This is a genomic window from Kitasatospora sp. NPDC001175 (assembly GCF_053598215.1).
The window spans coordinates 1-11,249 of sequence record NZ_JBSFJU010000124.1 but is presented as its reverse complement, the minus strand read 5'-3'; the positions used below and the strand labels follow the sequence as shown (position 1 = coordinate 11,249).

Sequence of the window (11,249 nt, the reverse complement as noted above, 5' to 3'; positions counted from 1 at the left end):
GCCCCCGGCGTGATGGCCTACGTCCTGCCGGCGGGCAGGTGCAAGCCGCCCGCCACCTGCCCGGACTGCTTCGGCTGGGGCGTGCTGCCCGGCCGGGCCTGCAGCGCGTGCCAGAGCTTCCGCCGCGCCGAGGAACCGGCTGAGTGCAGCGGATGCCGGCGACTCGTGCGGTTGAAGAAGGGCTACTGCCGTCTGTGCTGGCATCAGGCGAGCCAGGGCGCCAAAGGTCAAGTCACCGTACTGAAGCCATACTTGGAACAGGTACGGCACCATCGGCTGTTCCTGATCAACCTCCACCGTCCGCGCTGCCCGGGCCCGCCGCGCGGCAAGCGCCGGGGACGGCCCCGGCTTCCCGACCCCGCCCCGGCGCTTTCGCCGGCCTCCGGCTGAGTCCAGCCGGCTCTGTTCGAGGCCCGCCGCGATTTCACCCGGTTCGACCGCCGGGAGCACGCGCGGCCCGACAACCCATGGCTGGCCTGGGCCCGGCACGTCGCCCACCGCCTCGGCGAGGCCCACGGCTGGCCCCGAGGCGATTGCCTGGGCGTTGACCGGGCCCTGGTCATCGTGTTGTCCGGCCACACCGACGGCGACATCATCCGGCACACCGAGCTGTTCCCGGCCCTGCGGCCCCGGGGACTCAGCATCGAACGGACCGCGGAAGTACTCGACCACATCGGCGTCTTCCTCGACGACCGGCCGTCCTCCTTCGACCTGTGGCTGGAGTCCAAGCTCGACGGCCTCGCGGCCGGCATCAGGCGCGACGTCCAGGAGTGGGCCCGGACCCTGCACGACGGCGGCCCCCGCTCACAGCCCCGGGACGTGGCAACCGTCTGGGGCTACCTCAACCGGCTACGGCCGGTGCTGCTGGAGTGGTCGAACCGCTACGACCACCTGCGCGAGGTCACCCGCGACGACGTCCTCGCCCACCTGGAAACCGTCCACGGCTCCCAGCGCAAGCACACCCTGGTCGCCCTGCGGTCGCTGTTCACCCGGGCCAAGAAAAACGGCACGATCTTCAAGAACCCGACCAGCCGCATCCGGGTCGGCCAGCAGGCGAACAGCGTCATCCAGCCAGCCCCTGGAATCCGAGGACATCCAGTCCTCGGTCGCCTCGGTGACCCGCCCGGCGGACCGGCTGATCCTCGCCCTCGCGGCCGTCCACGCCGCCCGACCCGGTGCGATCCGCCGCATCCAGCTCGACGACCTCGACATCGGCAACCGCCGGCTCGTCATCAACAGCCGCGTCCGACCCCTGGACGAGCTCACCCTGCAGACGGCCCTGGCTTGGCTGGAGCACCGGCGACGGCGCTGGCCCGACACCGCCAACCCACACCTGCTGATCAACAAGCAGACCGCGCTGGAGACCGGCCCCATCAGCGGCGTCTCGGTCTCCGCCGCGCTTCGCGGCCAGACCGCCACCCTCGAACGGCTCCGCGTCGACCGCCAGCTCGAAGAAGCCCTCGTTCACGGCCCCGACCCGCTCCACCTCGCTGAGGTCTTCGGCCTGGCCGAGAAGACCGCGATTCGCTACGCGGACTCGGCCAGGCGCCTCCTGGAATCCAGTGCCGAGTCGTTGAACGCTGTGACAGCATCGGTGGATGATCAACGCTGAGGACCTGGTCGACAGACGCCTGCTGAAGGTGACGACGTCCTGGCACCACTACCAGGAGACCGAGCCCTCCCTCCTCCACATGTGGCTGCACATGGACGGGCTCGGCCCCGTTCGGTTCCACACTCCGGGCGACGGGTTGTCCCTGGAGATCGATCAGCCTCACGGCCCCTACGACATGGACGAGTACGGCCACACCACGGTCGAGGACGACCTGCCCGACTTCCCCATGACCCGGTTCGTCGGCCAGCGGATCCTCTCCGTTCGGGAGATCCGCTACCAGCGCGGCGACTACGACTTCGCCGTCGGCATCACCGTCCAGTTTCCCGACGGCACCATCCGCATCCTCAACCTCGCAGACGAGATCGTCCTGGCCCATGGCCAGCACCTGGGTCCTGTTGAGGAGCATCTCCACGAGGCGACGACGCCCACGAGCCAGGACGCCTCGCCGTGAGTCGGCACGAACTCACGGGTCGATCCCGGCAGAGCACACCATTCGACCCGCGGGTTCCCGCTGAAGAGCCTTCAGTTTCCCTGAACCCACGGGGCTCCCGGGGTCCAGCCAAGGTACGTGTAATCGGGGCCATGACGTGATTTTGAAGCCCTGACCAGGTCCGTCAGGCATTTACCACTGCCAGCTGCCGTCTGTCCTGGGTATCGGGTTTTCGATCTTCGGTCGGCAGCCGGAGTGTGAGCATGCCCGCGCGGGCGGGGGTCGCGCGTCGGTTTCGGGTTGTAGGGCTTCGGGATGACCTCGATCGAGCGGACCGCGTATCCGCGGTTCAAGCGGCTGATCACCGCGCGTGAGCTGCACCTGTTCTTCTCTCCGAGTCGGGAGGAGGTGGAGTGGGCGGTGGTCCGGACGGACTCGGACGGGCACCAACTTGCGTTGCTGGTGCTGCTGAAGTCCTACCAGCGGATGGGGTGCTTCCCGCGGTGGGAGGAGGTCCCGGAGACGGTGGTCGACTTCGTGCGGAGGGCCGCGGAGCTGCCGGAAGGCGTGGTGGCCGGCTACAGCGCGGAGAAGACCGCGAAGAACCACCGGTCGCTGATCCGCCAGCGGGTTGGGGTGACCTACGACGCCGGGCAGGCCGCAAGGTGGCCGGGGAGGCGATCCGGGCGGAGGCCGCGTCGAAGAACAACCCGGCCGACCTGATCAACGTCGCACTGGAACAGCTGGTCCAGCAGGGCCTGGAGCTGCCGGCGTTCTCGACGCTGGACCGGATGGCGATGAGCATCCGCACCGAGGTGAACACCGACATCTTTGCCCTGGTCCACCGGCGGATCGGCGGGAAGGATCGGGCCGGGCTACTGCGGCTGGTGACCACGCTCGGCCTGGACCGCAAGACGCTGTTCAACCAGCTGAAGCAGCCCGCGAAGCGGGCGACCTGGTCGCACCTCAAGAAGCTGGCGGACCACCGCAGGTGGCTGGACGAGCTGGGCGACACCGAGATGTGGCTGGAGGGGCTGGCCGCCGGGAAGATCGCGGACTTCGCGGGCGAGGCCGAGGCGGCGGACGCGGCCGTGCTGCAGGACTACGCGGAGACCAAGCGCGTCACGCTGATCGCCTGCCTGCTCCACAAGGCCCGGATGCGGGTGCGCGACGACCTGACCACGATGTTCTGCAAGCGGGTGGCCACCAAGGTGAAGCGGGCCCGCGACGAGCTGGAGGAGATCCGCCGCCAGCAGCAGGGAATCGTCGAGGTACTGGTCGGCAACTACCGCACCCTGCTGCGGCAGGTGGACACCGACGGGCCCGCGCAGACGGCGAGGGCGAAGGCCGGCGCGCTGACTAAGGAGACCCTGGACGCCCTGGAGGGCCTGGACGAGGAAGCGCTGCCGGGCGAGGTGTCGCGCCGGTTGAACCGGAAGGTGTCGGCGGCGTTCCTCAAACTCTCCGAGGGCCTGATGATGCAGTCCAACGGCCTGTTCAGCGTCACCTCGGTGGTGGACGGCTTCGGCGGGTTCGCCGCCCAGTACGACCAGATCGAGAAGGTCTCCGCCCACCACGGCGACCTGTGGGAGGTGCTGCTGCACGGACACCTGAAGGCGGACAGGCCGGTGATGCTGAACCTGCTGGAGAACCTGGACCTGGTGGCGACCAGCGAGGACAGTCGTGTCCTGGACGCGCTCGGGCACCTGCTGCGCTTCCGCACCTCGCGGGACTACCTGCCGAGGCAGGGCCAGGTGACCGACCCGCAGATGCGCCGGCGGGTGACCGCCGCGACCAACAAGGTCGAGGCGTTCAACGGCTTCTCCGAGTGGGTGCGCTTCGGCAACCGGGGCGTCATCGCCGACAACGACCCCGTTGAGCAGGAGAAGGCGGTCAAGTTCAACGCCCTGCTCACCAACTGCCTGATCTTCCACAACACCCTGGACATCGCCCAGGCGGTGCGCGAACTGCAGGCCGGGGGCTGGAAGATCGACCCGGAGGACCTGGCGGAGGTCTCGCCATGACCGAGAAGATCACGCGGTTCGGCGAGTACTCCACCCACGAACTCGACCTGCGGCCGGAGGCGTATGAGCCGCACCTGGACGTCGACTTCACCAAGCTCGGCTCCCAGGACCACCCGGAGGCGTCACCGGCTGCCTAAACAGGCACGGGTTCCGTGACGTCGATCGTGCTTCCCCCTGCTCTGCAGTTCTTGTGCACTTGTGACTGGTTTGGTGGTCAGGTCGGGTGTGACCGAGTCTCCGGTCGGCGAGTCAGCGTTTGAGATGGCAGATGAGTACGGCGGCGCGTCCCGTACCTCGGCGGCTGGGAAGCCTTGGCAGTGCCAGAGTGCCCCCGTGCAGACGGGTGGACTATGTCACCGGAGCGGAGAACGCCGCCGCGTCGCGAGTATCGGCGGCATGACGCCGGAGCTTCCGAAGCCTTTCAGGACCGTTACGTCTTCCATCGTGAGAACGCCCTGGCCGGTCCCGTGCTTGACATCGAGGTCGCCGGGACCGGCTGGGGCGTTCAGCGGTTGAGCGGGGCCGAGTGGCGACCGATCACGGGTGCTGGAAGAGCACCTCCGGGTTCGCCGACGACGGCCCGTCGAGCAGGGGCTGGTGGATGCCCTTCAGCGTCTGGTCGAAGAAGGCCCCGACGTACTCCCGGGTCAGCTGCGCCCCGCGGGCCGGCGAGGTCGTCATCCCCGGAGGGACCGGAAGGCCGATCTCGGCGCCCAGGATCGGGACGTCCGTGAAGCTGGCGTGCGAGGCCCCCGCGACGGCCAGCCAGGGCTTGTAGCCATCCCAACCTGCCCAGGTCTTTCCCCAGGACGTTTCCCCGCCGCCGGCGGAGTGATCGCTCTGCTTCCCGAGCAGGAGGAACGCGCGTCCCTGGAGCTTGTCGGCCGGCACTGGCGGATCGAACTGTCCGTCCATGTTCACCCCGGCCAGGATCCGCTGGTCCTCGGCCATCGCCGTCAGCGCTGACTCGCCGCCGGCCGAGTGCCCGGCCATGCCGATGCGGTCGCGGTCGCTCAGGTGCGCCAGGCGCCAGGCCGGGTGGTGCCCGGTCAGCCGGTCCAGGACGAACGACACGTCCTTCGCCCGGCTGTCGGGGAGCGTGTCCGGTGCGCCGCCCGCGCACAGCGTGCATCCCGGGGTGCTGCCGTCGGCGAGTGTCTCGCCGGAGTCCTCGTAGGTGTGCCCGACCAGGGCCACTACGTAGCCGTGGCTGGCCAGGTCGGTCGCCAGGCTGGTCAGCGTGGCGCGGGGGTTCTCGAAGCCGGGGGAGAGGACCACCAGCGGGAACTTCCCGCTTGCCGCCTTCGCGTCGGTGTAGGCGTAGGTCTTGATGGCCATGACGTCCTGCGGCTGGACTCCGGTACCCGGGGGAATTCGCGTCGCCACGAAGCCCTGCGCTTCGCCGAGGGTCATGTACGGAGCGGGCTCGCCGGTGTCGTGCCGGGCCGGGTAGAACATCGACACCGACAGCTGTCGCGGCCCGGCGGAGGGTACCCAGGGGTCGGTGCGGTCCCAGTCAGTCAGGTGCAGCGTGCCGACTCCGACGGCGTACGGGCCCGTCGGACGGGGAAGCTCCAGTTGGACAGAGCCCTGCTGCATGGAGACGGCGGAGGATGCGGCGGCGGAAAGCCCCGGAGCAGCCACCGGGGCGACCGAGGCCGCGATCGCCGGCCCTGCGGACAGGGTTGCTGCAGAGCTGGCCAGGAGGATGATGGCCAGGGCGACGGCGGACCGCCTCCAGGTGGATTTCAACATGGTTCTCCTTCTCCAGTGCGTGTGATGGGCTGCAGGGGCGGACTGTGGCCCCTGCAGCCGAGGGAGGCGTCGTAGGTGTCGGTGGGTCGGATGTCGTATCAGCCGGGCCAGGTGTGGGTGTTGCCCGCGATGTCGTGCTGGCCCGACCAGGGTGGCGCTGTGGTCGCCGTCGCGGATGTGAAGGTTGCCGTAGTTGTCGACGGCGAACGGGTGCGCGGTACCGCCGATCTGCGCTGCGACGATCTGCTTCAGCCCGGTCCCGCCCGCACAGAGGTGCCGGCAAAAGGGGAGGTCGTTGCAGGCGAGCGGCCCAAGTTCTACGCCGACCAGGCGACGGTCGGGCAAGCGAATCTGAAACCCCGTCAATCACTGTCGGCCAGCTAATCAGCACTTCCCGCCCAGCGGGGGAAGCTCACCGGGCGGCCCGGCTGTCTTGCAGAAGAGCGGACCCCGGCCTGAGTGGCCGCTCGGGGACCGGCCTCATCCGGCCGGAGGTTGCGACGACAGCCGCTGTGTTGCGGCTGGAAGCGCGGCAGGATTGGATGATGGGCCTGGGCGGGATGGGGTGGCTTACGGCCAGATCATTTCGCCCGGCTGCGCTGCAGCCGTGTACTGGACGGGGTCGGCATGGCTTCGGTGCGCGCTGTTCCGCGCCACAGGCTCGGAGCGGCTGGGATCAGCGGTACCGCTGCTTCGGACCGGTTATGACCGACGAGTTCCCGTGCCGTGGGGAGCCGGCTTTGTCGCTGCCCTGCCCGGGTCAGGCGAGCCTGCCGCGCAGCCACCAGGCGCTGAAACCCGTCAGGCCGACGGTGAGTGCAAGGAAGATCGCCGTCTCGCACCACTGGAAGGCCCAGTAGCGGTCAGCGGGCTGGTAGGTGGCCGTCACGTGCAGATCGGCGTTGGCGAGGCAGGCGTCACGGGTGGCCTCGTCCGAGACCTTCGCGCAGGGCTGGGTCGCCATGGTGAGCGCTTGACCGGACGAGGTCCTGACCGGTTCGGGCCCGGAAAGGACCCAGGCGCCGGGTACGTTCAGGTCCGCCACGTACGCTGCGGTCGGGCCTGTTCCATTCGTGAACCCGATGAGCGACGCGGACTTGATCGCCTCGGAGGTGAGTGCCACGTTCCCGCGGACGGGCGACTCCAGGTGCGGCCGGGCCGCCAGCGGCATGAGGACCTGGACGGCGGCGAAGACCGCCAGCGTGGCCGCCATCGCGGGCACGCTGCGCCGGATCAGCAGGCCGGCGCACGTCCCGAGGGCGACTGCGAAAGCGGCGTAGCCGAGCGGGACGACGCCTCGGGCGCCGAAGAGCAGCGGGATGAAGCGGTTGTTGTTGATCCGGTCGAGCGGACTGGCGAACCAGGACACCAGCAGGCTGAGCAGTCCGGTGGTGACCACGGCGGCCAGGCCTATGGACAGGAGCTTGACCGCGAGCCAGCGCGTGCGGCTGATGCTCTGGTTCCAGATCAGCCGGTGCGTGCCCGTCTCCAGCTCGCGGGCGATCAGTGGCGCGCCCCAGAAGGCCCCGATCAGGCCCGGTACCAGGAGTACCAGACCGCTGCCGAGGTAGTACGGGAATTGGTACTGGGTGGTCAGCTGGGACAGTGGCGAGCAGCCGCCGTTCGGGCAGCCGGCCAGGGCGTTGTTGTAGGCGTTGTGCAGCTGGAATCCACTGATCAGCAGGTAGGCCGTGACAGCGGACAGGGCGGATGCGGCCACCAGAAACTGCAGGCGGAATTGACGCCAGGTCAGCCAGATCATCGCTGCGTCTCCAGCACGGGTCGGTGGTCGGCGCCAGCGGCACCGGCCTGCTTCATGTAGGAGAGGACGAGGTCCTCCAGGGCGAGCGGCTCCATCACCCAGGAGGGATCGTCGATGGCCGCGTCGGCGCGCACGACGAATGTGCTCTGCCGGTCGGTGTGGTTGGCCTGGATGACCTGCATGCCCGTGGGCAGCGTGTCGGCCTCGCGGCGGGCCGTGGTGAGCCTGAAGTGGGTGGCCAGCAGGTCGTCGATCTCGCCGACGGCCTGGACCCGGGAGGCGGCCAGGACGACCAGATGATCGCAGACCCGCTCCAGATCCGAGACGAGGTGCGACGAGAGCACGACCGTCGCCTCGGCCTCGGCCACGAACTCCATCAGGCTCTGCAGGAACCCGCGCCGGGCCAGGGGGTCGAGTGCCGCGACGGGCTCATCGAGCAGCAACAGGTCGGGGCGCTTGGCCACAGCGAGGGTCAGGGCCAGTTGGGCGCGCTGGCCGCCGGACAGCCGGCCGGCCCGCTGCGCGGGGTCGAGGCCCAGCTGCTGGATCCGGCGCTTGGCCAGCCCGGCATCCCAGCGGGGGTTGAGCTTGGCGCCCAGGCGCAGGTGGTCGGCGATCGACAGCGCGGCGTAGGTGGGCGTGTCCTGGGCGACGAAGCCGACCCTGGCCATCTGGGCGGTACTGGACGCGGGGCGTTCGCCGAGGACTTCGATGCTGCCGGAGGTCGGGGTGAGCATGCCGCAGGCCAGCTGCAGCAGGGTCGACTTGCCCGCTCCGTTCGGGCCGACCAGCCCGACGACCCGCCCGGCCGGCACACTCAGCGTGCAGTCGGACAGCGCCTGACGTCGGCCGTAGCGTTTGCCGAGCCCTCTTGCTTCGATGATCGCGGTCATTTCTCCTCTTCGGTGGAACTGCGAAAGGTGTTGAGGAACAGGGCCTCGATGCTCTCCTCGTCCAGCCCGGCGCCACGGGCCTTGGCGAGCCAGCGCTGCAACTCCTGGCGCAACGGCTCGTGCTCGGATCGCGGCGTGTCGCCGAGCGTGCCGGTGACAAACGTGCCGACCCCGGGCTTGGGGGAGACCAGTCCCTCGTTCTCCAGTTGCCGGTAAGCCTTGAGCACGGTGTTGGGGTTGATCGCGACCATGGCCGCGACGTCCTTGACCTTCGGCAGGCGATCCCCCTCGGACAGCAATCCCAGCCGCAGAGCCTGGCGTACCTGGTGGACCAGCTGCATGTAAGGCGCGACACCGGACCGGGCCTCGATGTGAAACTCGATCACCGTAACCTCATTTATCTATCTTCCTAGTACTATAGGACTATGGAACTGAAGGCCTGTCAAGCGGAATGATCGACAGTCCCCTGAGTGCATGGATGCCGCATGGCCATCGCGTCCGATTGCTCCCGCAAACGACCCTTTCCGGGAGGAAGATCGGAAACGGTCGCCGGAGACGGTCCGGACGCCCCATCTGTTCTCAGAACTCGTTCTCACACAGGTGGTGACGGACCCCTGTTCTGGGAATGGTTTGTGAGAGGATTTCGGGCATGACGGACCTTCAGGACACCATCGAGAGCGACGCCGACGACGTCGGCGCCACGACTGCCCGCGCTGCGGCGTCCAGCCCGGCTCGCCCTGCCGCTCCCGCTCGGGCGCCGTCGCCGGGATCTACCACACCGGCCGCTTCAAGAAGGTGGCCCGGCTCGCCAAGCTGCTGCGGGTGCCGACCCCCGCCGACCGCGGCCCTGGCCAGCCCTGGCGGCCCGGCACCCCGCCACCGGCCGCGCCCGAGACGGACACCCCCGGCGCGGACATCCGCATCGGGTACGCCCGCTGCAGCCACCTCACCCAGGAACTGCAGTCGCAGCTGGACGCGCTCAGCGCGCACGGCATCGACAAGATCTTCTCCGAGAAGATCAGCACCCGGATCCGGGTCCGCCCCCAGTTCGAGACCGCCCTCGCCCTCGCCCGCGGGATCAAGGCCCACGCCCCGCACTGCCGCGTGCTGTTCACCGTCTACGAGATGAAGCGGCTCGGCCGCGACGCCGCTGAACTCACCGCGCTGGCTGACCACCTGACCGCCCACGGCCTGGTCCTGGAGATGCTGGCCGGCCCGCTGCCCGGCATCTACGACCCCTCCGGCCCCGGCCGGATGCTCTTCGGGTTCTTCGCCGCCATGGCCGAGACCGAGCGCGAGAGCATCCGCGAGGCCACCCTCGAAGGGCTCGACGCCGCCGCCCGCAAGGGCAAGCACGGCGGCCGCCCGCCCGTCATCAACGACGACATGCTCCACACCGTGCTGCGGCGCCGGGCAGCGGGCGAATCCGTCGAGCAGATCCGCCCCGACCTGATCATCCCCACCGGCAAGCGCAAGGGCCAGAACCCCGGCCTGGCCAGCATCTACCGGGCGCTGGCCGAGCACGAGAAGGCTCAGGCGTACCCCGAAGCCGTTGAGCAGGCCCACGCCGACTTCGCAGCCCTGCCCGCAGAAGAGATCCCCAGTCCCCGGCTCGCCGCGGCCCGCCAGCTCGCCAACTGAGGCACCGCGACCGGGCCCGTCACCCCACCAAGATCACGTCATGGCCCCTTTTGCAGGCATCTTGGCTGAACCCCGTCCCGGCCTCAGAGATCCGCACCGCTCTCGCCGCCGATCTGAACCTCGCCCGCGGCACCCTCGTACTGCGCCGCGGCATGCGGCGGCACACCCTCTACCTGGAGGAGCTCACCCACCGCCTGGCCGCCGACTGGTTCACCTACCGCCACCGGCGCTGGCCCACCAGCGTCAACCCCCATCTACTGGTCACCCAGAAGACGGCCCTCGACCCGGACCACCCGGCCGTAGGCCGGATCACCATGCAGCTGAACTTGATTTTGCCCAAGGGGCAGACCCTCGACAGGCTCCGGCAGGACCGCATCCTCGACGAGGCATTCGCCACCGGCGACCCGTTCAAGCTCATGCGGCTCTTCGGCATCACCGAGGCAACCGCTATGCGCTACGTCACCACCGCCTACCCCGAGCGCTGCGCGAAGCTGCCCCGGTAGCCAGCAGCCCCGCACCGTGCATCCGGTCACGTAGACGCACGCTGCGAGGCCAGGCCGCTGTCCGTTGGCTCTCCATCTAGGCCGTGTGTTGAAAGTGGATCTTGAGGCGGTGCATGGTCACCGTTCATGGGGCGGGGAGATCTCACGGACAAGCAGTAGGCGGCGCTGGAGCCGTTGCTGCCGAAGGGCGTGAAGGCAGGTCGGCCGCCTGTCTGGTCTCGGCGGCAGTTGATCGACGGCATACGGTTCCGGGTCCGGACCGGTGTTCCGTGGCGGGACGTACCCGTCGAGTACGGGCCGTGGGGCCGGATCTACGACCTGTTCCGCCGGTGGCAACGGGATGGTACCTGGCACCGGGTCCTCACCCAGCTTCAGTCCCTGGCTGACGCGAAGGGTGCGATCACGTGGGACCTGAGCGTCGACTCCACGGTGTGCCGTGCCCATCAGCATGCGGCCGGGGCCCGGAAGCGGGGTGATCTGCAGAAGGAGTCACCGGGTGGTGTCTTTGCCGAGCCTGGTGATCACGGGCCGGGGCGTTCGCGCGGTGGGTTCACCACCAAGCTGCACCTGGCCGTCGAGCAGGGGCAGAAGCCCATGTCGATCGTGGTGACGGCCGGGCAGCGTGGAGA

Annotated in this window: 14 protein-coding genes and 1 pseudogene; 9 read left to right on the top strand and 6 right to left on the bottom strand. The window is 69.1% G+C overall.

Annotated features, from left to right (window positions below; all coding sequences use genetic code 11):
• Nucleotides 1-672, bottom strand: a pseudogene (locus ACWDAK_RS39250) (hypothetical protein); the annotation flags it as partial.
• Nucleotides 673-849: 177 nt separating this feature from the next.
• The gene (locus tag ACWDAK_RS39245; RefSeq protein ID WP_427396153.1) at nt 850-1,095 is read right to left on the bottom strand and encodes a hypothetical protein; all 246 of its coding nucleotides are present in this window, start codon (nt 1,093-1,095) and stop codon (nt 850-852) included.
• A gap of 19 nt (nt 1,096-1,114) precedes the next feature.
• Here ACWDAK_RS39245 and ACWDAK_RS39240 point away from each other — a divergent pair, with 19 nt between their 5' ends.
• The 5 genes from ACWDAK_RS39240 to ACWDAK_RS39220 all read left to right on the top strand — a co-directional run bounded on the left by ACWDAK_RS39240 (nt 1,115) and on the right by ACWDAK_RS39220 (nt 4,203).
• Nucleotides 1,115-1,612, top strand: coding sequence for a site-specific integrase (locus ACWDAK_RS39240; protein WP_427396152.1), 498 nt, complete (start codon nt 1,115-1,117; stop codon nt 1,610-1,612).
• Nucleotides 1,599-2,063 carry a hypothetical protein gene (locus tag ACWDAK_RS39235; RefSeq protein WP_427396151.1) on the top strand — a complete coding sequence of 155 codons (465 nt, stop codon included), beginning with the start codon at nt 1,599-1,601 and terminating at the stop codon, nt 2,061-2,063. The genes ACWDAK_RS39240 and ACWDAK_RS39235 overlap by 14 nt, the downstream gene beginning before the upstream one ends.
• A gap of 294 nt (nt 2,064-2,357) precedes the next feature.
• On the top strand, nt 2,358-2,765 hold the full coding sequence (locus ACWDAK_RS39230) for a DUF4158 domain-containing protein (protein ID WP_344641366.1): 408 nt from the start codon (nt 2,358-2,360) through the stop codon (nt 2,763-2,765).
• Nucleotides 2,708-4,066 carry a Tn3 family transposase gene (locus ACWDAK_RS39225; RefSeq protein ID WP_427396150.1) on the top strand — a complete coding sequence of 453 codons (1,359 nt, stop codon included), beginning with the start codon at nt 2,708-2,710 and terminating at the stop codon, nt 4,064-4,066. Before ACWDAK_RS39230 ends, ACWDAK_RS39225 begins: the two co-directional genes overlap by 58 nt.
• Complete coding sequence (locus ACWDAK_RS39220; RefSeq protein ID WP_427396149.1) at nt 4,063-4,203, top strand: hypothetical protein; 141 nt, start codon at nt 4,063-4,065, stop codon at nt 4,201-4,203. Before ACWDAK_RS39225 ends, ACWDAK_RS39220 begins: the two co-directional genes overlap by 4 nt.
• A 400-nt stretch (nt 4,204-4,603) precedes the next feature.
• On the opposite strand, the gene ACWDAK_RS39215 is transcribed toward ACWDAK_RS39220, so the two are convergent.
• Nucleotides 4,604-5,821 carry an alpha/beta hydrolase family protein gene (locus ACWDAK_RS39215; protein ID WP_449806564.1) on the bottom strand — a complete coding sequence of 406 codons (1,218 nt, stop codon included), beginning with the start codon at nt 5,819-5,821 and terminating at the stop codon, nt 4,604-4,606.
• A gap of 90 nt (nt 5,822-5,911) precedes the next feature.
• Here ACWDAK_RS39215 and ACWDAK_RS39210 point away from each other — a divergent pair, with 90 nt between their 5' ends.
• Nucleotides 5,912-6,205: a hypothetical protein gene (locus ACWDAK_RS39210; protein ID WP_427396146.1), complete on the top strand. Its 294-nt coding sequence runs from the start codon at nt 5,912-5,914 to the stop codon at nt 6,203-6,205.
• A gap of 376 nt (nt 6,206-6,581) precedes the next feature.
• On the opposite strand, the gene ACWDAK_RS39205 is transcribed toward ACWDAK_RS39210, so the two are convergent.
• The 3 genes from ACWDAK_RS39205 to ACWDAK_RS39195 are packed head-to-tail and all read right to left on the bottom strand — an operon-like array spanning nt 6,582 to nt 8,862.
• Nucleotides 6,582-7,583, bottom strand: a complete 1,002-nt coding sequence (locus ACWDAK_RS39205; RefSeq protein ID WP_344641362.1) for an ABC transporter permease — start codon at nt 7,581-7,583, stop codon at nt 6,582-6,584.
• Nucleotides 7,580-8,476 (bottom strand): ABC transporter ATP-binding protein, encoded by an 897-nt coding sequence (locus ACWDAK_RS39200; protein ID WP_427396145.1) that lies wholly within the window; start codon nt 8,474-8,476, stop codon nt 7,580-7,582. Before ACWDAK_RS39200 ends, ACWDAK_RS39205 begins: the two co-directional genes overlap by 4 nt.
• Nucleotides 8,473-8,862 carry a GntR family transcriptional regulator gene (locus ACWDAK_RS39195; RefSeq protein ID WP_427396144.1) on the bottom strand — a complete coding sequence of 130 codons (390 nt, stop codon included), beginning with the start codon at nt 8,860-8,862 and terminating at the stop codon, nt 8,473-8,475. The genes ACWDAK_RS39200 and ACWDAK_RS39195 overlap by 4 nt, the downstream gene beginning before the upstream one ends.
• Nucleotides 8,863-9,271: 409 nt before the next feature.
• Here ACWDAK_RS39195 and ACWDAK_RS39190 point away from each other — a divergent pair, with 409 nt between their 5' ends.
• The 3 genes from ACWDAK_RS39190 to ACWDAK_RS39180 form a co-directional block, all read left to right on the top strand.
• Nucleotides 9,272-10,117, top strand: a complete 846-nt coding sequence (locus ACWDAK_RS39190) for a recombinase family protein (protein ID WP_427396143.1) — start codon at nt 9,272-9,274, stop codon at nt 10,115-10,117.
• 50 nt (nt 10,118-10,167) lie between these two features.
• Nucleotides 10,168-10,620 (top strand): hypothetical protein, encoded by a 453-nt coding sequence (locus tag ACWDAK_RS39185; RefSeq protein ID WP_344641358.1) that lies wholly within the window; start codon nt 10,168-10,170, stop codon nt 10,618-10,620.
• A gap of 165 nt (nt 10,621-10,785) precedes the next feature.
• A partial coding sequence (locus ACWDAK_RS39180) for an IS5 family transposase (protein WP_427396154.1) occupies nt 10,786-11,249 on the top strand: 464 nt, incomplete at its 3' end.